Raw genomic sequence first — 22,833 nt, 5'->3', positions numbered from 1 at the left:
CATCAAAACTTAGCGATTAAATTGCCTTTACGGATGTTATCCAAAGCAACTATCAGTTCATTACCCTCTACTGACAGAGTGAGCATTTGCCCCTCGACGCCAATAACGGTACCTTTCAAATTACGACCGCCTGCGACAGGCATCGTTAATTGTACTTTTACAGTTTCGCCGGTATAGAGCAGATATTGTTCAGCAGTGAACAATGGCCGATCGACACCAGGCGAAGAAACTTCTAGCGTGTACTCAGTTGAAATTGGGTCTTCAACATCCATAACAGCACTAACTTGACGACTGGTATCGGCACAGTCATCAACAAAAATACCTTTTTCATTGTCTATATATAGACGCAAGATAGAGTGCTTACCTGCTTGAATATATTCCAAGCCCCAGAGCTCGTGACCTAATGCTTCAACTGGCGCTTTGAGCATCTCTACCAGTTTGCGTTCTAATGTAGCCAAGGTTACCCCTCAGAAAAACAAAAAAGGGCCTAATTAGCCCCAGTAAAAAGTCACTTTCATGACCGTTTTGTAACTCCCAGATAACAAAAAACCCCGTAATGACGAGGTTGATATATCCAGAAACCTGTAACAGTATAGGATCTAAATCCTTTACTGGGAAGCTGGTTGCGGGGGCCGGATTTGAACCGACGACCTTCGGGTTATGAGCCCGACGAGCTACCATACTGCTCCACCCCGCGACAACTTGTGCAAGTATATTGAGAATTACCTCGACTTGCAATAATAAAGCGCTTTATATACCACTTTATTATCTTTGACTTGGTCATTAAACAAAATCAAAGATTTGGTGCGGATGGGGGGACTTGAACCCCCACGAGCTTGCGCTCACCAGCCCCTCAAGCTGGCGTGTCTACCAATTCCACCACATCCGCATAATTTGTACATCGATTGTTTTTACTAATGACTACGTTAAGAGGTTAATAGTCATTTAAACAATCTCTATTAATCAATCGATTAATAGTCCCCATAAAAATCTATGGGTTAGTCAGGGATTTTATCTTCTGACTTTGCAGCTTCTTGCTGAACTTGCTCAACAGCTTGTGCTGCATCGCTACCTAAATCGTTCCAAGCGTCTTCAGATTGTGTGTGATTTGCACTTAAGTTACCAATGGTTAAACTTAGAGCAAAAAAACCAATTGCTAAAACAGCTGTTGAACGAGTCAAGAAGTTACCAGAACCTGATGAACCAAACAGAGTATTTGATGCGCCGGCGCCAAAAGAGGCTCCCATATCTGCACCCTTACCTTGCTGGATTAAAATAAGTCCTACTAGACCTATAGCAACCAACAAGTATATAACCATTAGAACTTCATACATATTTATGCGCTCATCGCTATCGTACATAGACTGAGAAATTCAGTAGCATTGAGGCTTACACCGCCAATCAAGCCACCGTCTACATCAGGCTGCGCAAATAAATCCGCAGCATTACTCGGTGTTACGCTACCACCGTACAAAATCCTGATATTTTCTCCGATAAAGGGAGAAACTTCAGACAGGCGTTTGCGAATAAACGCATGAACTTCTTGTGCCTGCTCTGGTGTAGCACTCTTACCTGTTCCTACAGCCCAAAGCGGCTCATAGGCGATAATAGCGTTGTCAAAAGCCATGGTGCCATTTTTTTCAATGACAATATCTAACTCTTCGGCAATAACTTCAAAAGTTCTTCTTGCTTCACGAGCTGGACCTGACTCACCAACACATAATATTGGCGTCAAACCATGTTTTTGAGCAGCAGCAAATTTCTCTGCTACGATGTCACTCGTCTCTCCGTACATACGGCGACGTTCTGAATGTCCGATAATAACATACCGGCATCCTGAATCTTTTAACATCTGCCCAGATATTTCACCAGTATAAGCTCCGAAGTCATGTTGACTGACATTCTGCGAACCCATTCTGACAAGACAACCGTTTAAGGCTTCTTTATTTTCATCTAGCAGCTGTCGAACACTTTCTAAGTAAATAGAAGGCGGACACAATACCACTTCAGCTGAATCATTTTGGAGCTTGGTAGCGAATTTTTTGAATAGCTCTTGTGCAAGTTGCGCACTGCCATTCATTTTCCAATTACCAGCAACCATCGGACGTCTAAGTGCCATCACGGTCTCCTCTGAAAGCGGCGTGAATAATATCGAACCACTTGTTAAGTTACAATAGCTAAAAGCGTAATTTTTAATAAACTAGGCGAGAACGCATATTTTTTACGCGACTAAGGAGTTATATTCACAATGCAACTCCTTTAAACAGCTTTATCAACGTTTATGCGCTCAAACTCAGTTGAACATTTAGACTAAGTTGCGAACTGCATCAGCAATTTCATTAGCAAATTTGGTCACATCATTTTCATCATCACCTTCAACCATCACTCGAAGCAAAGGTTCAGTGCCTGATTTACGCAATAATACTCGACCTCTAGCGCCAAGCTTTCGTTCAACTTCAACTTTAGCGGCTAACACTTCAGCGGACGTTAATGGGTCATCAGCACCCTCAAAGCGCACATTGACCAACACTTGAGGCAGCATGGTAATACCGACGGTTAAGTCCTCTAGGTTGGCATTTTGACGACGCATGGCAGCAAGGACCAAGATCCCCGCTACAATACCATCACCCGTTGTACCATGATCTAAGTTTAAAATATGGCCAGAATTCTCCCCCCCGATACGCCAATCGTGCTCTTTGAGCAGTTCCATTACGTAGCGGTCGCCCACTTTTGAACGAACAAACGGAATATCGAGCGCTTGAAGAGCAAGATCTAAGCCTAAGTTAGACATCAATGTTCCGACAACTCCCCCCCGTAGTACACCGCGCTTTTGCGCATCACAAGCCAAGATGTAGAGAATTTCATCGCCATCAATCACTCGTCCATGGCGGTTAACCATCATGATCCGGTCACCGTCACCATCGAGTGCAATACCAAGGTCGGCATTTTCTGCCAGTACAGTTTCGCAAATTTTAGCCGTTGAGGTTGCGCCCACATTATCATTAATGTTCAAGCCATTTGGCTTATCACCAATGGCGACAACTTCAGCACCGAGTTCTTTAAATACACTAGGGGCGATGTGGTACGTTGCGCCATGAGCACAATCGACAACAATTTTTAAGCCACTTAATGTTTGTTCTGCTGGGAAATGACTTTTACAATATTCGATATAACGACCCGCGGCGTCATCGATACGAGAAACTTTGCCTAAAAGGTGTGACTCTACACAGGTTAATGGCTTTTCCAATTCTGCTTCGATTTCGAGTTCTACCGCATCATCAAGTTTGCTGCCATCGGTATAGAAAAACTTAATACCATTATCATAATAAGGATTATGTGATGCACTAATCACAATGCCAGCTTCTGCACGGAATGTTCGCGTCAAATAAGCAACGGCAGGTGTTGGCATTGGACCTATCAGCATGACATCAAGGCCTGCGGCTGACAGCCCAGCCTCGAGTGCTGATTCAAATAGATAACCAGAAATGCGGGTGTCTTTACCTATAATCACTTTATGCGTACCCGTTCGGGATAACACTCTTCCTGCAGCCCAGCCCAGCTTAAGCGCTAACTCAGGGGTCATTTTGCCCGCACCTACTTTACCGCGAATACCGTCAGTACCAAAAAATTGTCTTTGTTTCACGAAAACTCCAAAATTAATAACGGTGGGTAGAAAGGAATGCCCAGATCCTACCCAATCATACTTCATTTAGGCTAAGCGAGTGCTCAGCCTAAATCCTTGTAATTTTTTGTTGCACTTAACACAGCCATCATGTCGGCGGTTTCTTGTACATCATGCACTCGCACAATACTTGCGCCCGCCTGTACTGCCAACATATTAGCAGCAAGGGAGGCACTTAGTCTTTGTGACACTTCACGATTAAGTAGTTGCCCAAACATGCTTTTTCGAGACATTCCAGCCAAAATTGGCAGCTCAAATGTACTCAATTCAGCTAAACGCTGCAGTATTTCGTAATTATGCGCTAATGACTTGCCAAAACCAAATCCTGGATCGAGCACAATATTCGCTCGTTTGACTCCCGCTTGAAGACAAGCCTCAATACGCCACTCAAAAAACTGAGCGATATCCTTAACAACGTCTTCATAAACTGGCGCTTGTTGCATGGTTCGAGGTTGACCTTGCATATGCATTAGGCAAACAGGGACGCCAAGCTCAGCTGCCGCCACTAATGCACCAGGTTCTTGCAGTGCCCGAACATCATTAATCAGGTGCGCCCCCGCAGCAACAGCGGCTCTCATTACCACAGGCTTGCTAGTATCGATTGAGATCCATACATTATGAGTTTTAGCGACATACTCTATCAGCGGAATAACTCGGTCGAGCTCATCAGCTTCAGAGACATCCTTAGCCCCCGGTCTTGTAGACTCGCCACCAATATCAATAAAAGTCGCCCCTTGAGCAACCATAGTATCGGCTTGATGGCAGGCGCTCGCTATTGAGGCGAACTCGCCACCGTCAGAAAAAGAATCTGGGGTAACATTAAGGATCCCCATAATCACGGCAGTGGATAAATCTAACGCTTTATCACCACTAGTTAATATCGACAAAATAAAGCTCCATAAACAAGAAAACCCCATAAAGGGGTCTTCTAAAATTGTCTAAAGATTACTTAGCAGGTGATTCGTCCGCATCACTTACATCCGTTTGACTATCTTCAGTATCCTTAACATCTTCTTTCTTTTCAGAAGAAGCGTCATTACTGTCATTATCCTTAGACTGCTTATCTTTTTCCCATTCAGCAGGTAAACGCACTTCACGACGTTTCATCAAATCATCAATTTGATTCGAGTCTATCGTTTCATACTTCATCAGCGCATCTTTCATCGCATGAAGGATGTCCATATTCTCGGTAAGATACACTTGCGCTCTATCGTAGTTGGACGATATCAGCAGCTTAACTTCAGCATCGATAATACGCGCAGTGTCATCTGACATATGTTGCGACTTACCCATGCTGCGTCCAAGGAAGACTTCATTCTCATCTTCAGCATAGAGTACTGGGCCTAACTTGTCAGAGAAGCCCCACTGGGTCACCATATTACGTGCTATTGATGTCGCATATTTAATATCCTGCGAAGCACCCGTAGACACTTTCTGGCTACCGTAGATAATCTCTTCGGCTAAACGGCCACCATAGGCAACTGAAATCTGGCTTTCTAGTTTCTGTCTGCTTTGGCTAATAGCATCCGCTTCAGGCAAAAAGAAAGTCACACCCAACGCTCGACCGCGTGGAATAATAGTCACCTTATGCACAGGATCATGCTCTGGCACTAAACAACCGACAATCGCATGACCTGCTTCATGGTAAGCGGTCATCTCTTTTTCAGCTTCAGACATCACCATAGTGCGGCGCTCTGCACCCATCATGATCTTGTCTTTAGCACTTTCGAACTCTTCCATGCCCACGACGCGGCGACTGTTACGAGCTGCAAATAATGCCGCTTCGTTGACAAGGTTAGCAAGGTCTGCACCAGAGAAACCTGGCGTACCACGAGCAATAACACTTGCCTTAACACCGTCAGCCAATGGCACTTTGCGCATATGGACTTTAAGAATTTGCTCACGACCACGAACGTCAGGCAGACCCACAACAACTTGACGGTCAAAACGACCTGGACGTAGTAACGCTGCATCTAACACGTCTGGACGGTTAGTCGCGGCGATGACAATGACGCCTTCGTTGCCTTCAAAACCATCCATTTCAACCAGTAGTTGGTTCAATGTTTGCTCACGTTCATCATGACCACCACCAACACCCGCACCACGCTGGCGACCTACGGCATCAATTTCATCAATGAAGATAATGCAGGGAGCAGACTTTTTAGCTTGCTCAAACATGTCACGGACTCGAGATGCACCAACACCCACAAACATTTCAACGAAGTCTGAACCTGAAATGGTAAAGAAAGGCACTTTAGCTTCACCCGCAATGGCTTTAGCAATTAGCGTCTTACCGGTACCTGGTGGGCCAACAAGTAACACACCAGTAGGAATTCGTCCGCCTAACTTTTGGAAACGCGTTGGCTCTTTTAAGTAATCAACCAATTCTTTAACGTCTTCTTTCGCTTCGTCACAACCAGCAACGTCAGCAAAAGTCGTTTTAATTTGGTCTTCGCTCATCAATTTGGCTTTACTCTTACCAAATGACATTGCGCCTTTACCACCACCGCCTTGCATCTGACGCATGAAGAAAATCCATACCCCGATAAGCAGCAGCATAGGGAACCAAGAGATAAAGATTTGAGTTAAGAAACCCGACTCTTCTGCTTCTTGTCCTTTCATCATAATGCCTTTACGGGCTAGATCATTGATCAAGTCAAGATCTGGCATTGGCATAATCGTGGTGAACTTCTCTCCAGTACGCTTTGTTCCTTCAATCGTACGTTGATCGCTTTTCACTTCGACAGTATTAATCTGCCCGTCACGAACATCGTCTAAAAAGGTAGAATAATCCATCTTCTGCTTGGTAGAAGAAGAGGGGGAATAGCCCTGAAACACTGCCATCAACACAACCGCGATGACAACCCAGAGAATTAAATTTTTAGCCATGTCACTCAAATTACTCGACCTCTTTTTAAAGTCTTTCGAAAACTAATGTTAGAGTACTTACGATAGATTACTATAACTTGTACCCCGTCGCCACAAGATAGACCTCACGTGATCGTGCTCGCGATGAATCCGGCTTACGTGTTTTAACGGTTTTAAATGCTTGTTTAACTAATTTCATGTACTCGTCAAAGCCCTCCCCCTGAAAGACTTTAACAGCAAAACAGCCATTAGGTGCCAAAACTTGATGGCACATATCTAATGCGAGTTCGACTAAATACATAGCACGAGGTTGATCGACCCCGCCAGTACCACTCATGTTTGGCGCCATATCAGATAATACGACATCCACTTTAGCATCACCAACTCGCGTCAGCAGCGCTTCAAGTACGTTCTCTTCGCGGAAATCACCTTGTAGGAAATCGACCCCAACAATCGGGTCCATAGGTAAAATATCGCACGCGATCACTTTACCTTTGTCGCCAGCAAGTTTAACAACCACTTGCGACCATCCTCCAGGTGCTGCGCCTAAATCGACCACAGTCATGCCGGATCGTATAAGTTTATCTTTCTCTTGGATCTCCTCTATCTTAAAGGCCGCTCGCGACCTAAAGCCGCGCTTTTGCGCTAACTTGACATAGTGATCATCGAAATGTTCTTGCATCCAGCGTGAAGAGCTGGCGGTTCGTTTTTTACCTGACATTTAAAATCCGCAACAATTGAGAGTTACACAAAGCATATATAAGGGTAGAATAGCGGCTTTTCAACAGTAACTCAGCATAAAGTTGGTATAAATGAACTTAACAACCAAACAAAAACAGCACTTAAAGGGCTTAGCGCATAATTTAAAGCCTGTAGTGATGCTTGGTGGCAACGGCCTGACTGAAGGTGTACTGGCTGAAATTGATAGTGCACTCTCTCATCATGAATTGATCAAAGTGAAAGTAGCCTCTGGTGACAGAGAGCTTAAAAATGCAATCGTCGACGCCATCGTACGTGAAACCCAAGCTGAAAAAATACAGCTTATCGGTCACGTCTTAGTACTGTTCCGACAGTCTGAAGAAATGAAAATTGCTGTGCCTAAGGCAAAGTAATTAGCAAAGTTTCTTTTAAAAAAGAAAAGTTTGCAAGATAAATAAAAAAAGCCGCTGATTATTCAGCGGCTTTTTTTTGTGTGTTTTTTTATGGAGCGTCACATATAGGCTTTACTTTATAATGCTCGGAGTTAACTTTCAGCAACTCAGGCAAGCTGGTCCCGATAGAAATTGACGAGAAGGTACCAATCACAATGCCAAGAAACATTGCTATTGAAAAACTCTCTAAAGGGCCACCGCCCATTATCCACAATGCAGAAACGGTGATTAATGTTGTGCCACTCGTCACCATGGTGCGAGAGAATGTCGCCTGTACCGCTCGACTGCATACCGCTTCAACCGCCATTTTAGGCTTAGAGGTTAATAGCTCTCTGATCCGGTCTGCGATAATAATTGAGTCATTTAGCGAATACCCCAAAATAGCTAACACTGCTGCGAGTACAGTAAGGTTAAACTCCATCTGAGTTAACGCAAAGAATGCCAAGACAAAAGCCACGTCATGAAATAGTGCCAATAGTGCACCACTGGCAAGACGCCATTCAAAACGAAAACTTAGATAGCCGAGGATACATAACATCGCAACCAAAAGTGCTAAGCCTCCCTGCTCTGCTAACTCTTGGCCTATTTGCGGCCCAACGATACTCGAATTGAGCACTTCTATATTATGAGTCAATGGCGCCAGAACACGGGTGATACTCGAACTAGATTCAGCGTTAACTTGGCTATATCTCAGCACCCAACGTCCAGCTTCACCCGCCGAAATAACACTCACATCTTGATCTGAGTGTTGCGCTAGTAGCTCACTTATCTGAGCGGCCTTGATATTGCTATCAAGCTTCACCTCTGTAACCACACCGCCGGTGAAATCTAAACCCCAATTAAAACCATTAACCAAGATAATTCCGACGGAGCAGAACATTATCACTAAAGACATTAGGCTAGATAAGTAGCGCGCTTTAGTTAACTTACTCAATTTTTTAAAATTCATATTACACCTTCACATCGCGACTAAAATCGCGTCCATAAACCCAATTAACTAATGCTCTTGAAGCAAAAATACCGGTGAACATACTCGTTAATAACCCCAGCCCTAAGGTCAAAGCAAACCCTTGAATAGGACCATTACCGATTGAGTACAACACTATCGCGGTGATCATCGTGGTAAAATTGGCATCGATGATGGTGGACAAAGCGCTGTCAAAGCCTCTATCAATCGCATGCGCAAAGCTCTTCCCCTCTTTTAACTTATCTTTAATCCTTTCAAAAATAAGTACATTGGTATCAACCGCCATACCAACCGTTAATACCAGTCCCGCAATACCGGGTAAGGTCAACACTGCCCCAGGGATCAACGCTAACAGGCCAAATAGCAAAACCATGTTTGCAACTAACGCAATATTTGCTATCCAACCGAGTCGACGATACCAAAGCCCCATAAATAACAAGGTAAACGCCATTCCTAAAGCAAGTGCCGAAAAGCCATTAGTAATGTTTTCTTCGCCTAAGCTCGGGCCAATAGTACGCTCCTCAACGATAGTCACTGGCGCAGTCATAGAGCCTGCTCGAAGTAATAAAGCCAGCTGCTGTGCACTGGCATAGTCACCCGCACCCGTAATGCTAAAACGATCACTAAGCTGAGACTGAATCGTTGCTACACTAATCACTTCTGTGGTTTGCCTTATCTGGCCTTTATCATCTCGGCTATATTCACTGTATGAGGTCGCCATTGGTTTGCCGATATTGTCACGAGAGAAGTTCGACATGATTTTTCCACCTTCACGATCGAGGTGAATAACGACTTCCGGTAAGCCCATTTCACCTAAAGATGCCCTAGCATCAATGATGTGATCGCCACCTAAAACTGGCTTCCTTGCCACATAGACTGGTGCTTTCTGCTCATCAGATAACACTTTGGCATTCACAGAGCCCGGTTGCATAACCTGATAAAAGGCTAGGCTCGCCGTTGCGCCAATGACCGATTTAGCGGCTGCTGGATCTTGCACACCTGGCAGCTCAATTCTTATGCGGTGCTCGCCTTGACGCTGCACAACAGCTTCAGTTATCCCGAGCTGCTCAATACGACTGCGCATAATTTGCAGATTTTGTTTTACGATCAAATCGCGAATATTAATTTTTTCACTCGCTAATAGATCCACATTAAGCGCACTATCACCCGCATTCGTTACCTGCCAATTTGGATATTGCTGCTTAACGAATTGTCTTAGCGCCTGCCTTTGGTTTGGATCTGAGACTGAGATGTTTACCTTTCCACTCGAGTGTTGCTGAACCTTGGCGCCATAAAGAGACTCCCCGCGAATAAATTGCCTCACTGATTCAACAAGAGCGTCGTAATGCACTGTGTAAACAGGTTCAATTTCTACATCAAGTAAGAACTGCACTCCACCTCTAAGATCTAAGCCAAGTTTAATTGGCGAAAAGCCTAGAGATAGCAACCAATTGGGTGCATCAGGTACCAGTGTTAGAGTCAACTCTGAAGGATCAGCTACTTGCTCGGAGAGCATCGTTTTAAGCTGGGACTGCTGCGAGTTATCATCGAGTACGATCAGTGTTTCCCCCTTAGCTTGGTCAATACGTTTGACGTTAACGCCCTGGGACTCCAGCAAATGGTGTAACGCTAAAGAGTTAACTTTTAGACCCGCTTTCGCACCGATTTGCACGGCGGCATCTTCACCATAAAAAGTGGGCAATGCACTGAATAACATAATGATAATAGTGACTAGTAACAGCACATACTTCCATGCACTGTAATGATTTAAAATCGTCGATTTTTTATTTTCTCTCATATTGTCTTGCTCTTTATATTCACTAGTAACGCGATAAATATTGGCAGTTATCCCAGTAGGTACTGGCAAATGCAATATTGCTTTATTAGCTATCGAGAGAGTGATTTAGTCCAAGCTTACTTGGCATCAAATTCCAATATAAAAATCAGACGCGGATATATAATCGACATAAAACGTCAATTTCAAACGTCTAAAACAGATATTGATGACAATTAGGCAACAAAGGACAAATACAGTTTCACCAGTGACCGCTCACATCTATTCACGATGGAGCGCTAAGTGTAAATTTGACTTTGGAATAACTGCTAGCAACCGTTCTCGATAGTTAAGCCAACGGGCTTATCGATACTTAGCTAAGGGAGCGGGAGTGAGAAAAACGGTAGAGTAAATTAGATTCTTTCCATGCAGAAAGTCGATGAGAAGCGCTTTCAATATGCAGCAACCAATCCACGGTAGGGTTGACATCTATTCGATATCCAACAGTTAAAGAAGGGATCGGGGGGGATAAAAACTCAAAGGCTAACAGATAGCTTGGACGATTTCGTAGCGGATCGTGCTGCGAAAAACTGATAAAACGTTGCGACACCAACGGGGCATATTCAGAGCCGTCGCCTTCAGTCTGCTTGGCTTGCTTGTTTTGAAACCTTAAAAGCATATTGCTGGATAGATTATGCAACTGCTGGCTATCTGGAGCGATCGAAGTGTGACTATAAAATCCAAGCGCCACTTCAGACAGAGTAAGATCTAAAGTAACAAAGCCGATGTCATTATTTTGATTTGGCACTGATGCACTCGCAGACATAGGAGTGAGAAATAATCCCCCTATGAATAGCAAAATGAATCCAAACCGCCAAAATAACTGCACTAATTTTTGCCTATATTCAGGTATATCTATTAAGGTTTATATACTAAGCGTAGCGCTCAGCTTATACAAACTTTTAATAGCATCACAATAAAAATCTCATAAAAAAACCGCTAAACAGCGGTTTTCTTTAATATCTAATCAATTAAGTTAGATATATTGGACTTTAATAATTTCAAAGTCGTTGGTACCACCGGGTGTAGTGATCGAGATTTCATCATCAACACTCTTACCAACCAAACCACGTGCGATAGGTGAGCTCACTGAAAGTAAATTCTCTTTCACATTAGCTTCATCTTCACCCACGATGCGATAGGTCACTTCTTCATCAGTATCGACGTTTAAGATCGTCACTGTAGTACCGAAAATAACTCGACCTGTATTAGGCATGTCCGTCACATCAATAACTTGTGCATGAGACAGTTTGCCTTCGATATCACGAACTCGAGCTTCACATAGCCCTTGCTCTTCTCGAGCAGCGTGGTATTCAGCGTTTTCTTTCAAATCGCCGAGCTCACGCGCTTCACCGATTGCTTGTGCAATTTTCGGACGACGGTCAAATTTCAAAATCTCTAATTCTTTACGTAGTCGTTCAGCACCGACGACTGTCATTGGAACCTTACTCATAAGCTTCTTTCGTCTCCTTTAAAACAAAAGCAGTCCTCGCTGACGGGTCAATTTGTCAACGTGGCAATAATCTGTGGAATTGCGCTATTGTAAACGCTGAGGGCAAAAGTTGCACCTGCAGAATTTATAGAGCTTACTCAACCTTGGCAATACTTACTAGCAAAGTCAGATAAATCTTTATTAATCGAGAGTCCGTTCACCTAATTTGCACCTTTACTTCTACCTCAGCTTTATTCGCCTGCAGTGAGCGCTAGTAACATAGAAGTTGTACCGGGGTTTCTATCCATATCTATCGTTTCGGTATAATCCCGTAAATAAATCATAAAAAAGGCCGCAAAAAATGCGGCCTTTTTTGCATCACTTAAATTTACTTAGTAATACGTTTATGTAGCTCTTGCACTGACGTCACATTTGAACGGGAATCGGCAGCATGCGCCATACACGTTGCAAATGCAGCATTCAATGTCGTGGTGTAATTCACTTTATAGCGCAGTGCACCGCGGCGAAGTTGACGTGAATCTTCAATCGCCTTACGACCTTCAGTGGTATTAACAATGTAGGTATATTCGCCATTCTTAATACGGTCAAGAATATGCGGACGACCTTCGTGTACCTTGTTCACTAGACGTGGGTTAATACCCGCTTCGCCTAAAATAACTGCAGTACCGTGAGTCGCATCAATTTCATAACCCAGCTCAATCAACTTAGCGGCTAAATCGGCAACGCGCGCTTTATCACTGTTACGAACAGACAATAATGCGCGGCCTGATTTTGGCACTTCACACGTCGCACCAAGCTGCGCTTTAGCATAAGCTTCGGCAAACGAGTCACCCACACCCATCACTTCACCGGTAGAGCGCATTTCAGGGCCGAGCAATGGGTCAACACCAGGGAACTTGTTAAACGGCAATACCACTTCTTTTACAGAGAAAAACGGTGGGATCACTTCCTCAGTAATATTCTGTGACTTAAGGCTTTGACCCGCCATAACACGTGCCGCAATCTTGGCTAACGGGACGCCTGTCGCTTTCGATACAAAAGGAACGGTACGCGCTGCACGAGGATTAACTTCAATCATGTAGATTTCGTCATCTTTGATGGCAAACTGTACGTTCATCAAACCGATAACGCCAAGTTCCATGGCTAACTTACCCACTTGCACACGCATACGATCTTGAATATCTTGGCTCAAGCTATATGGAGGTAAAGAACAACCAGAGTCACCAGAGTGAACGCCCGCTTGCTCGATATGTTCCATGATAGAACCGATAACTACAGTTTCACCGTCACAAATTGCATCGATATCGACTTCAATCGCATTATCAAGGAATCTGTCTAGCAATACTGGTGATGCATTTGAAACACTCACTGCTTCATTGAAATAACGACGCAAATCTTGTTCATCATAAACAATCTCCATTGCGCGGCCACCCAATACATAAGATGGACGAACCACTAATGGATAACCGATACGCTCGCCAGAGATCACAGCGCCTTCAACGGTCGTTACCGTATCATTTTCAGGTTGCTTCATGTTTAAACGCACAATCGCTTGCTGGAAACGTTCGCGGTCTTCAGCACGGTCAATGGCATCTGGACTGGTACCAATAATGGGTACGCCAGCGGCTTCAAGATCACGGGCTAACTTAAGCGGTGTTTGACCACCGTACTGCACGATAACGCCTTTTGGCTTCTCGATACGCACGATTTCAAGTACATCTTCAAAAGTAATAGACTCAAAATACAGACGATCTGAAGTGTCGTAATCGGTAGATACCGTTTCAGGGTTACAGTTAACCATGATGGTCTCGTAACCGTCTTCACGTAACGCTAACGCCGCGTGTACACAACAGTAATCAAATTCAATACCTTGACCTATTCGGTTAGGTCCGCCGCCCAATATCATGATTTTTTCACGATTTGATGGGTTAGCTTCGCACTCTTCTTCATAAGTTGAGTACATGTATGCGGTATCGGTTGCAAACTCAGCGGCGCAAGTATCAACACGCTTGTAAACCGGATGAATTTCAAAACGAGTACGTAATTTACGCACTTCAGTCTCGCTAACACCGGCAAGCGCTGCTAAGCGCGAATCGGCAAAACCCTTGCGTTTAAGCTTACGTAAAGTATCTTTGTCTAAACCCGCAAAGCCCGCTTCGGCAACTTGTGTTTCAGACTTAAGTAAGTCTTCAATTTGCACTAGGAACCAAGGGTCAACATTGGTTAAACCAAAGATATCCTCAACCGACAAACCTAAACGGAATGCATCAGCAATATACCAAATACGCTCTGCACCAGGTTCTTTTAGCTCATGACGAATACGCGACATAGCATCAGGTTCAGTGATATCAATCTCTGGACAAAGACCGTTTTTACCAACTTCAAGACCACGTAGTGCTTTTTGCAGTGACTCTTGGAAAGTACGGCCAATCGCCATCACTTCACCGACTGACTTCATCTGTGTTGTTAGACGGTCATTAGCACCGGCAAACTTTTCGAAGTTAAAGCGGGGTAATTTAGTCACAACGTAATCAATTGCAGGTTCAAAAGATGCTGGCGTAGCACCACCTGTAATGTCGTTGCTTAGCTCGTCTAACGTATAGCCAATCGCCAACTTGGCAGCGATTTTAGCGATAGGGAAACCTGTCGCTTTAGACGCTAATGCAGATGAGCGCGATACACGTGGGTTCATCTCGATGATAACCATACGGCCATCTTCAGGGTTGATACCAAACTGTACGTTAGAACCACCGGTTTCAACACCAATCTCACGTAGCACTGCAAGTGATGCATTACGCATCAATTGGTACTCTTTGTCAGTTAAGGTTTGTGCTGGAGCAACGGTGATGGAATCACCGGTGTGCACACCCATTGGGTCGAAGTTTTCAATGGCACAGACAATGATACAGTTATCATTACGGTCACGTACCACTTCCATTTCGTACTCTTTCCAACCAATCAAAGATTCGTCGATAAGCAGTTCGCTGGTCGGAGAAAGATCCAGACCTTGAGAACAGATATCTTCAAATTCTTCTTTGTTGTACGCGATGCCGCCACCGCTGCCGCCCATGGTGAATGATGGGCGAATAATACATGGATAGCCGACTTCTGCTAATACAGCGCGAGCTTCATCCATATTATGAGCGATACCGGCACGAGGACATTCAAGTCCAATCGACTTCATCGCCTTATCAAAACGGCTGCGGTCTTCCGCTTTATCGATTGCATCGGCTGTAGCGCCAATCATATCGACATTGAACTCTTTTAGTACGCCACGGCTTTCAAGCTCGAGAGCACAGTTAAGTGCAGTCTGGCCACCCATTGTTGGTAAGATCGCATCTGGGCGCTCTTTAGCAATAATGTTGCGTACTACTTCCCAGTGAATCGGCTCGATATAAGTTGCATCGGCCATCTCTGGGTCAGTCATAATCGTTGCAGGGTTAGAGTTAACAAGAATAACTCGGTAACCCTCTTCGCGTAGGGCTTTACAGGCTTGAGCGCCTGAGTAGTCAAACTCACAGGCTTGGCCAATAACAATTGGTCCAGCCCCTAGGATAAGAATACTCTTTATATCGGTACGTTTTGGCATTGCTTAAATCTTCTCCCGGATGAGGTTACTACTTGGCGTTCTGGCGATACAGTTCAATCAAGTCAATGAAATGATTAAACAATGGCGCGGCATCATGTGGTCCAGGGCTTGCTTCAGGGTGACCCTGGAAGCTAAACGCTGGCTTATCAGTAAGGTGAATACCTTGCAAAGAACCATCAAACAGTGACTTGTGAGTCACTTTAATATTGGCTGGCAGTGTTGTTTCATCTGCAGCAAAACCGTGGTTTTGACTGGTGATCATTACATTGCCTTGCTCGATATTGCTCACTGGGTGGTTTGCACCGTGATGACCAAATTTCATTTTCAAGGTTTTAGCGCCTGAGGCTAATGCTAATAACTGGTGACCTAAACAGATACCAAAGACAGGAATTTCAGTCTTTAAAATCTCTTGAATCGCCGTAATTGCATAGTCACATGGTTCTGGGTCACCAGGACCATTTGATAGGAAAATCCCATCGGGGTTCATCGCTAACACTGTCGATGCAGGTGTTTGTGCCGGAACAACAGTGACGTCACAGCCACGGTCGACTAACATGCGCAAAATGTTACGCTTAACACCGTAATCATAAGCAACGACTTTATACTTAAGCTCTGCTTCAGTCTTATCAGACGGTAAACCGCCCACAAGACGCCAGCTACCGCTACGCCATTGATAGGCTTCAGTGGTGGTGACTTCTTTGGCTAAATCCATGCCTTTTAAACCAGGGAACGCTTTAGCAGCTGCTAGCGCCTTGGCTTCATCTAAGTCACCCACAAGAATACATCCTGCTTGGGCGCCTTTTTCTCGTAAAATACGAGTCAATTTACGGGTATCAATATCCGCAATACCAACGACGTTGTTGGCCTTTAAGTAGTCACTTAAAGATTGCTGATTTCGAAAATTACTTGCGGTAAGCGGCAAGTCTCGAATAATAAGACCACAAGCATGAACAGATGACGACTCTGTGTCTTCATCATTGGTGCCAGTATTACCGATATGTGGGTAAGTTAAGGTTACGATTTGACGTGAATACGATGGATCAGTCAAAATTTCTTGGTAACCAGTCATTGAAGTGTTAAATACCACTTCACCAACAGACATCCCTTCAGCACCAATTGCAGTGCCAGAAAAAACGGTTCCATCTTCAAGTACGAGTAAGGCAGACTTTGTCAACGCGACCTCCGGAAAGAGCCAAATCATTGAAATACAATGTTTTTTGTGTTTTTTTAAAATACCAACTTTCGATAAAATACGAAATTTTGACAAATTCCGCCGAGTTTATATGGAAAATGGGTATTCGTCTATAGCGGAACTGTGCTTTTAACAAAAATAACTGTTCGCGCAAAAAAAAACCGCTAATAGCGGTTTTTAATATTTATTGTTTTAGGCCAAGGACTTGCTGCATATCATAGAGCCCTTCGCCCTGAACGACCAACCAGGATGCAGCCCGCATCGCTCCATTAGCAAAGGTCATTCGACTCGATGCTTTATGGGTTATTTCGAGTCGCTCGCCAATATCGGCAAACATTGCAGTATGTTCACCAACAATATCGCCAGCGCGTATGGTCGAAAAACCAATGGTTTCTCTATCGCGCTCACCAGTGATCCCTTCTCTGCCATATACGGCACATTTATCCAGATCACGGCCTAACGTTTCAGCGATGACTTCACCCATTTTGAGTGCCGTCCCTGAAGGGGCGTCTTTCTTATAACGGTGGTGGCCTTCGATAATCTCGATATCACTATAATGACCCATCACTTCGGCAGCCACTTCAAGCAGCTTCCACATGAGGTTTACGCCGACAGCCATATTAGGCGCCATCACAATTGGCACTTGTTTAGAGTATGCTGAAATTTGCTCTTTTTGAGCATGATTGAATCCGGTTGTGCCGATAACAATAGCTTTGCCATTGTTAGCACACCAACCAGCATGGATGACACTAGCTTCAGGCGAAGTAAAGTCGATGAGCACATCAAAATCATCAACGGCCTTGTCTAGTGAGTCGGTAATCGCAACATTCATTGCGCCCACACCTGCAAGTTCTCCCGCGTCAACACCCATCAACGTAGAACCCGCACGCTCAATCGCAGCACCTAACAAAATGAGATCATTCTGTTTAGCCGCTTCAATAAGAGTACGTCCCATACGACCACTGCCGCCGGTAATAGCCACTCTTACTTTTTCAGTCATCTCGGTCACTCCTTACAAATGTCAAAAAAAAGCCTAAGTATTAACTTAGGCTTATTGGCTAACTTAGATAATATCTAACAATTCAACTTCGAATACCAAAGCTGAATACGGTGGAATTGAAGCACCCGCTCCACGCTCACCGTATGCTAGGTGATGCGGCACGAACAACTTCCACTTAGAACCGACAGGCATTAGTTGTAATGCTTCAGTCCAACCAGCGATAACGCCAGACACTGGAAATTCAGCAGGCTCGCCACGAGCAACTGAACTATCAAATATATTACCAGAGATGAAAGTACCGTGGTAATGAACACGTACAGTTGAATCATAATCAGGCTTGTCGCCATTACCTTCAGCAATAATTTCATACTGTAGGCCAGATTCAGTGGTCAATATTCCGTCACGTGCAGCGTTATCAACTAGGTACTTATCACCCTCTTCTGATGCAGCGGCAGCGGCAGCTTCTTGCACTTTCTGGATGCGTTGGCTGATTTCAGTAAATGCGACTTGCATATCTTGCATATCAACAATACTTTCTTTACCTTCAAAAGCGTCAGATAGACCCAATTGAGCAGCTGAAATATCGATACCCTCAAATGAGTTAGCAGCGAGTTGCTCACCTAGTTGACGACCAACACCGTAACTTGCTTGCTCTTCAATTGTACTGAACTTATCAGACATAATGATTATTCTCTTAATGATTCAATGAATTTTCGCGCGAAACCTTAGCATATTTTCTGTGATATAGCCCTAAAAAGCGCAGCTATTTTGGCCTTTGACAAGTATCTTTCACACTAACACGGTTAGCCTCATAAAGATGTTGAGCTTTAGCCTGCATTTCCTGTAATGATTCAATGCGCTGGCCATATGATGGGTGGGTAGATAGTAATTCAGGACCTTGTTCACCACCCGCTTTGGCCATATTACGCCACAGTGCTACACTTTCTGCAGGATTAAACCCTGCAGAAGCCATCAATTGTACCCCCATAATATCGGCTTCACTTTCTTGCTCTCGACCATAAGGCAACATATACCCCACTTGAATGCCTAAATCTAAGGCGGCCATATACCCCTCTTGATTTGAAACACCACCAACATCTAGAGCAAGATCCGCAAACTGCATTCCTATTCCAGTCATTTTCGCGCGCGATACTTGCTCATTGCTATGATTAGCCAGAACATGGGCAACTTCATGGCTAATAACCGTCGCCAATTGATCTTCATTGATGGCAACGTTGAGTAAGCCAGTGTAAACACCTATATGCCGACCAGGCAGTGCAAAGGCATTCACTTGTTTAGAGTCGAACACAATAACCTCCCAACGCTGACCTTGCTCTGGTAGTGCCCGTGTAATTCGAGCCGCCACACAATCAACAAATTGGTTCAGTTGAATATCATCGCTAATTTTTTCTGTCTTTTTAAGTTCAACAAAAGATGAGTCCCCTAGCTGCGACATCTCTTGAGCAGAAAACAGCAGTGTTTGATTTCGGCCTGTCGGGGAGTGATGCGTCGCGCAACCTGATATTAGCAATAAGGCGCTAACAATTAGGAGTAATCCTTTCATCGTGGGTTAAATCCATTATTTTTAAGTAAAAAAAAGCCTCGCTATGCGAGGCTTTAGTCGTTCTAAATCGGCCAGTCGATGACCTTTATTAGCTATTCAGATCTTGGAAAAACTTTTTAACACCGTCAAAAAAACCGTCAGCTTTAGGGCTATGTTTTTTTGATTCGCCAGTGAGTGTATCTTCGAATTCACGAAGTAACTCTTTCTGACGCTCATTAAGGTTAACCGGAGTTTCCATTACAACCTTGCATAACAAGTCACCAACAGCGTGACTGCGTACAGACTTAACGCCTTTACCGCGCATACGGAACATACGGCCTGTTTGCGTTTCGGTTGGGATTTTAAGATTAACCTTACCGTCTAATGTCGGTACTTCAATCTCGCCGCCCAACGCCGCCTTGCTAAATGAAATTGGCACTTCGCAATAAAGGTTATTGCCATCGCGCTGGAAAATAGCATGTTCACGTACACTGACCTGAACATATAGGTCACCGGCAGGTGCACCAAACTCACCCGCTTCGCCTTCGCCAGTTAAACGAATACGATCGCCGGTATCAACCCCTGCTGGGATCTTAACAGCCAAGGTTTTGCTCTTCTCAACACGACCTTCGCCATGACACTTATTACAAGGATCTTTAATGATCTTACCGCGACCATGACAAGTAGGACAAGCTTGCTGAACCGCAAAGAACCCTTGACGCATCTGCACTTGGCCTTGGCCATGACAGGTACCACAAGTGGTTGGTGATGAGCCTTTCTTAGCACCACTACCATTACAAGGTTCACACGCGACCAATGTTGGAATGCGCAGTTCTTTGCTTAAACCTTTAACCGCTTCTTCTAAAGACAGTTCAAGGTTGTAACGTAGATCGCTTCCGCGTGCAGCTTGACGTTGTCCGCCGCCGCCACGACGGCCACCACCGAAGATATCACCAAATACATCGCCAAACACGTCGCCAAAATCAGCACCGCCTTGACCGCCACCACCACGATTAGGATCAACACCAGCATGACCAAACTGATCATAGGCGGCTTTCTTATCGCTGTCGGTAAGGATTTCGTAAGCTTCTTTAACTTCTTTAAAGTTAGCTTCTGCTTCTTTATCACCTGGGTTGCGATCTGGGTGAAACTTCATTGCTAAACGCTTATAAGCTTTTTTCACTTCGCGTTCGCTGGCGTCACGTCCGACACCTAATACTTCGTAAAAATCTCGCTTTGACATAATCTCATGCTTTCTTTGCTGGAGTTACACGAACGGGCGTTAGAGTTTCCTCATAACGCCCGCTAGAATAAATTAGGAGTTATCCGGCATTATTTTTTGTCGTCTTTCACTTCTTCAAACTCAGCGTCAACAACATCATCAGCTGCGTGAACGTCTTGTTGAGCTTCGTCTGCGCCTTCTGGTTGACCTTGCTGTGCTTGCGCTTTAGCTTGGGCAATTTCCATTAGCTTAGAAGAGGCTTCCATTAGCTCTTGAGTCGCTTTTTCAATCGCTTCTTTGTCATTGCCTTTAGTGGCAGTGTCAACAGCAGCCATTGCAGCTTCAATCTTCTCTTTTTCGTCAGCAGGTAATGCTTCACCGGCTTCTTCGATTTGCTTCTTCGTTGAGTGAACCATGCCATCGGCTTGGTTACGCGCTGTGACTAGCTCTTCGAACTTAGCATCTTCATCAGCGTGAGCTTCAGCATCACGAACCATTGCTTCAACTTCTTCATCACTTAGACCTGAAGAGGCTTTAATCGTAATGTTCTGTGCTTTGCCCGTTTTCTTGTCTGTCGCTGAGACATGCAAGATACCATCGGCATCAATATCGAAAGCAACTTCAACTTGTGGCATGCCACGTGGAGCTGGCTCAATACCTTCTAGGTTGAATTGACCTAGAGACTTGTTACCGCTTGATTGCTTACGCTCACCTTGAAGTACGTGAATAGTCACAGCACTTTGGTTGTCGTCAGCAGTCGAGAACGTTTGTGACGCTTTAGTCGGGATAGTGGTGTTCTTCTCGATAAGCTTAGTCATTACACTGCCCATAGTCTCAATACCTAGAGACAGTGGCGTAACGTCTAGTAGCAATACGTCTTTAACGTCGCCAGAAAGTACGCCCGCTTGAACAGCTGCGCCAATAGCAACAGCTTCATCAGGGTTAACATCTTGACGTAGCTCTTTACCAAAGAAAGCAGAAACTTCTGCACGTACTTTAGGCATACGAGTCTGACCACCAACAAGAATCACTTCGTTGACATCAGAAACTTTTAAGTCAGCATCTGCTAGAGCAACTTTTAGTGGCTCAAGCGTACGAGTAATCAAGTCTTCAACCAGTGACTCAAGTTTTGCACGAGTGATCTTAACCACTAAATGCTTAGGACCTGTTGCGTCAGCTGTGATGTAAGGCAGGTTAACTTCAGTTTGAGTAGTGCTTGAAAGCTCAATCTTCGCTTTTTCAGCAGCTTCTTTAAGACGCTGCATCGCTAGCGGATCGTTACGTAAATCAAGACCCTGTTCTTTTTTGAACTCATCCGCAAGATACTTAATCATACGGTTATCAAAATCTTCACCACCTAAGTGAGTGTCACCGTTAGTCGCAAGCACTTCGAAAGTCTGCTCGCCATCAACGCTGTCGATTTCAATGATAGAGATATCAAATGTACCACCACCTAGATCGTATACAGCAACGATGTTATCGCCTTGCTTCTTATCAATACCGTATGCAAGTGCAGCAGCAGTAGGCTCGTTGATAATACGCTTAACTTCTAGACCAGCAATACGGCCAGCATCTTTAGTTGCTTGACGCTGTGAATCGTTAAAGTATGCAGGAACAGTAATAACAGCTTCTGTGACTTCTTCACCTAGGAAATCTTCTGCTGTCTTCTTCATCTTCTTCAAGATTTCAGCAGAGATTTGTGGTGGAGCCATTTTCTTGCCTTGGGCTTCAACCCAAGCATCGCCGTTATCTGCGCCAACAATTTTGAATGGCATGATGTCAACGTCACGTTGAACTTCGTCATCTTTAAAACGACGACCAATAAGACGCTTAATAGCATATACGGTGTTCGTTGGGTTTGTTACAGCCTGACGCTTTGCAGGTTGGCCAACGAGAGTCTCATCTGCAGTGTATGCGATGATTGAGGGTGTAGTACGATCGCCTTCAGCATTTTCTAATACGCGCGCTTTGCCGCCATCTAATACTGCAACACAAGAGTTTGTTGTGCCTAAATCGATACCAATAATTCTACCCATGGAGTCCTCCGAAATATGTCTTAACTAAATTTGTTATCTGGTAATAGAAATGGGGTCAGACTGAATCGTTTTCAAGTCTTACATGTTGTCCATTTCGTCTCTTGGTTACCTATATTGGGACGTTTGAAACGAATACAAGGGAAAAATGTAAATTTTGTCATTTGATTACAAATTTTTGATCTCACACTCTGTTTAAACCCGTTACCGATGTATAATGCATACAATCGAAGAAAGTGTCGTTCAGTTTAACAAATGTGATAACTGAACAAATGAATGTAGTCTCGAAGTAGAGTGAT

Annotated in this window: 19 protein-coding genes and 2 tRNA genes; 1 reads left to right on the top strand and 20 read right to left on the bottom strand. The window is 44.3% G+C overall.

Features of this window, described 5'->3' with window-relative positions:
* Positions 1 to 2: 2 nt before the first annotated feature.
* The 9 genes from rimP to rlmE all read right to left on the bottom strand — a co-directional run bounded on the left by rimP (position 3) and on the right by rlmE (position 7,271).
* A complete protein-coding gene (gene rimP, locus CXF83_RS07385; RefSeq protein WP_101089997.1) occupies positions 3 to 458 on the bottom strand; it encodes a ribosome maturation factor RimP in 456 nt (151 codons plus the stop codon).
* Between the two features lie 162 nt (positions 459 to 620).
* Positions 621 to 697 (bottom strand) — tRNA-Met (locus CXF83_RS07380).
* A 105-nt stretch (positions 698 to 802) separates the two neighbouring features.
* Positions 803 to 889 (bottom strand) — tRNA-Leu (locus CXF83_RS07375).
* 109 nt (positions 890 to 998) lie between these two features.
* The gene (gene secG / locus CXF83_RS07370) at positions 999 to 1,334 is read right to left on the bottom strand and encodes a preprotein translocase subunit SecG (protein WP_101089996.1); all 336 of its coding nucleotides are present in this window, start codon (positions 1,332 to 1,334) and stop codon (positions 999 to 1,001) included.
* Between the two features lie 2 nt (positions 1,335 to 1,336).
* The gene (gene tpiA / locus CXF83_RS07365) at positions 1,337 to 2,119 is read right to left on the bottom strand and encodes a triose-phosphate isomerase (protein WP_101089995.1); all 783 of its coding nucleotides are present in this window, start codon (positions 2,117 to 2,119) and stop codon (positions 1,337 to 1,339) included.
* Between the two features lie 186 nt (positions 2,120 to 2,305).
* Positions 2,306 to 3,643, bottom strand: coding sequence for a phosphoglucosamine mutase (glmM, locus tag CXF83_RS07360; protein WP_101089994.1), 1,338 nt, complete (start codon positions 3,641 to 3,643; stop codon positions 2,306 to 2,308).
* Between the two features lie 83 nt (positions 3,644 to 3,726).
* Complete coding sequence (gene folP / locus CXF83_RS07355; RefSeq protein WP_374702382.1) at positions 3,727 to 4,515, bottom strand: dihydropteroate synthase; 789 nt, start codon at positions 4,513 to 4,515, stop codon at positions 3,727 to 3,729.
* 112 nt (positions 4,516 to 4,627) lie between these two features.
* Positions 4,628 to 6,571 (bottom strand): ATP-dependent zinc metalloprotease FtsH, encoded by a 1,944-nt coding sequence (gene ftsH / locus CXF83_RS07350; RefSeq protein ID WP_101089992.1) that lies wholly within the window; start codon positions 6,569 to 6,571, stop codon positions 4,628 to 4,630.
* A 70-nt stretch (positions 6,572 to 6,641) separates the two neighbouring features.
* Positions 6,642 to 7,271, bottom strand: coding sequence for a 23S rRNA (uridine(2552)-2'-O)-methyltransferase RlmE (gene rlmE, locus CXF83_RS07345; protein ID WP_101089991.1), 630 nt, complete (start codon positions 7,269 to 7,271; stop codon positions 6,642 to 6,644).
* 91 nt (positions 7,272 to 7,362) lie between these two features.
* On the opposite strand from rlmE, the gene yhbY reads away from it, so the two are divergent.
* Complete coding sequence (yhbY, locus tag CXF83_RS07340) at positions 7,363 to 7,662, top strand: ribosome assembly RNA-binding protein YhbY (protein ID WP_101089990.1); 300 nt, start codon at positions 7,363 to 7,365, stop codon at positions 7,660 to 7,662.
* Positions 7,663 to 7,750: 88 nt separating this feature from the next.
* On the opposite strand, the gene secF is transcribed toward yhbY, so the two are convergent.
* From secF to dnaK, 11 genes are all read right to left on the bottom strand, one after another.
* A complete protein-coding gene (secF, locus tag CXF83_RS07335; protein WP_101089989.1) occupies positions 7,751 to 8,650 on the bottom strand; it encodes a protein translocase subunit SecF in 900 nt (299 codons plus the stop codon).
* 1 nt (position 8,651) lies between these two features.
* A complete protein-coding gene (gene secD / locus CXF83_RS07330; protein ID WP_101089988.1) occupies positions 8,652 to 10,466 on the bottom strand; it encodes a protein translocase subunit SecD in 1,815 nt (604 codons plus the stop codon).
* 349 nt (positions 10,467 to 10,815) lie between these two features.
* Positions 10,816 to 11,331, bottom strand: coding sequence for a hypothetical protein (locus CXF83_RS07325; protein WP_232775065.1), 516 nt, complete (start codon positions 11,329 to 11,331; stop codon positions 10,816 to 10,818).
* A gap of 147 nt (positions 11,332 to 11,478) precedes the next feature.
* On the bottom strand, positions 11,479 to 11,955 hold the full coding sequence (gene greA / locus CXF83_RS07320) for a transcription elongation factor GreA (protein ID WP_101089987.1): 477 nt from the start codon (positions 11,953 to 11,955) through the stop codon (positions 11,479 to 11,481).
* 367 nt (positions 11,956 to 12,322) lie between these two features.
* A complete protein-coding gene (gene carB / locus CXF83_RS07315) occupies positions 12,323 to 15,544 on the bottom strand; it encodes a carbamoyl-phosphate synthase large subunit (RefSeq protein WP_101089986.1) in 3,222 nt (1,073 codons plus the stop codon).
* A gap of 28 nt (positions 15,545 to 15,572) precedes the next feature.
* The gene (gene carA / locus CXF83_RS07310) at positions 15,573 to 16,745 is read right to left on the bottom strand and encodes a glutamine-hydrolyzing carbamoyl-phosphate synthase small subunit (RefSeq protein WP_101090038.1); all 1,173 of its coding nucleotides are present in this window, start codon (positions 16,743 to 16,745) and stop codon (positions 15,573 to 15,575) included.
* A 175-nt stretch (positions 16,746 to 16,920) separates the two neighbouring features.
* On the bottom strand, positions 16,921 to 17,736 hold the full coding sequence (gene dapB / locus CXF83_RS07305; RefSeq protein WP_101089985.1) for a 4-hydroxy-tetrahydrodipicolinate reductase: 816 nt from the start codon (positions 17,734 to 17,736) through the stop codon (positions 16,921 to 16,923).
* Between the two features lie 63 nt (positions 17,737 to 17,799).
* The gene (locus tag CXF83_RS07300) at positions 17,800 to 18,417 is read right to left on the bottom strand and encodes an FKBP-type peptidyl-prolyl cis-trans isomerase (protein WP_101089984.1); all 618 of its coding nucleotides are present in this window, start codon (positions 18,415 to 18,417) and stop codon (positions 17,800 to 17,802) included.
* 82 nt (positions 18,418 to 18,499) lie between these two features.
* Positions 18,500 to 19,300 (bottom strand): M48 family metallopeptidase, encoded by an 801-nt coding sequence (locus CXF83_RS07295; protein ID WP_101089983.1) that lies wholly within the window; start codon positions 19,298 to 19,300, stop codon positions 18,500 to 18,502.
* Positions 19,301 to 19,388: 88 nt separating this feature from the next.
* The gene (gene dnaJ, locus CXF83_RS07290; RefSeq protein ID WP_101089982.1) at positions 19,389 to 20,522 is read right to left on the bottom strand and encodes a molecular chaperone DnaJ; all 1,134 of its coding nucleotides are present in this window, start codon (positions 20,520 to 20,522) and stop codon (positions 19,389 to 19,391) included.
* Between the two features lie 89 nt (positions 20,523 to 20,611).
* On the bottom strand, positions 20,612 to 22,537 hold the full coding sequence (dnaK, locus tag CXF83_RS07285) for a molecular chaperone DnaK (protein WP_101089981.1): 1,926 nt from the start codon (positions 22,535 to 22,537) through the stop codon (positions 20,612 to 20,614).
* Between the last annotated feature and the right edge of the window lie 296 nt (positions 22,538 to 22,833).

The organism is Shewanella sp. Choline-02u-19 (assembly GCF_002836205.1).
Classification (GTDB): domain Bacteria; phylum Pseudomonadota; class Gammaproteobacteria; order Enterobacterales; family Shewanellaceae; genus Shewanella.
This window is presented reverse-complemented; position numbering and strand designations above follow the sequence as displayed.

Bases quoted from the DNA above. Each gene is read 5' to 3' on its own strand.
- secG (WP_101089996.1), bottom strand. From the start codon at position 1,334: ATGTATGAAGTTCTAATGGTTATATACTTGTTGGTTGCTATAGGTCTA.
- tpiA (WP_101089995.1), bottom strand. From the start codon at position 2,119: ATGGCACTTAGACGTCCGATGGTTGCTGGTAATTGGAAAATGAATGGC.
- folP (WP_374702382.1), bottom strand. From the start codon at position 4,515: ATGGGGATCCTTAATGTTACCCCAGATTCTTTTTCTGACGGTGGCGAG.
- ftsH (WP_101089992.1), bottom strand. From the start codon at position 6,571: ATGGCTAAAAATTTAATTCTCTGGGTTGTCATCGCGGTTGTGTTGATG.
- rlmE (WP_101089991.1), bottom strand. From the start codon at position 7,271: ATGTCAGGTAAAAAACGAACCGCCAGCTCTTCACGCTGGATGCAAGAA.
- yhbY (WP_101089990.1), top strand. From the start codon at position 7,363: ATGAACTTAACAACCAAACAAAAACAGCACTTAAAGGGCTTAGCGCAT.
- secF (WP_101089989.1), bottom strand. From the start codon at position 8,650: ATGAATTTTAAAAAATTGAGTAAGTTAACTAAAGCGCGCTACTTATCT.
- secD (WP_101089988.1), bottom strand. From the start codon at position 10,466: ATGAGAGAAAATAAAAAATCGACGATTTTAAATCATTACAGTGCATGG.
- greA (WP_101089987.1), bottom strand. From the start codon at position 11,955: ATGAGTAAGGTTCCAATGACAGTCGTCGGTGCTGAACGACTACGTAAA.
- carB (WP_101089986.1), bottom strand. From the start codon at position 15,544: ATGCCAAAACGTACCGATATAAAGAGTATTCTTATCCTAGGGGCTGGA.
- carA (WP_101090038.1), bottom strand. From the start codon at position 16,745: ATGATTTGGCTCTTTCCGGAGGTCGCGTTGACAAAGTCTGCCTTACTC.
- dapB (WP_101089985.1), bottom strand. From the start codon at position 17,736: ATGACTGAAAAAGTAAGAGTGGCTATTACCGGCGGCAGTGGTCGTATG.
- CXF83_RS07300 (WP_101089984.1), bottom strand. From the start codon at position 18,417: ATGTCTGATAAGTTCAGTACAATTGAAGAGCAAGCAAGTTACGGTGTT.
- CXF83_RS07295 (WP_101089983.1), bottom strand. From the start codon at position 19,300: ATGAAAGGATTACTCCTAATTGTTAGCGCCTTATTGCTAATATCAGGT.
- dnaJ (WP_101089982.1), bottom strand. From the start codon at position 20,522: ATGTCAAAGCGAGATTTTTACGAAGTATTAGGTGTCGGACGTGACGCC.
- dnaK (WP_101089981.1), bottom strand. From the start codon at position 22,537: ATGGGTAGAATTATTGGTATCGATTTAGGCACAACAAACTCTTGTGTT.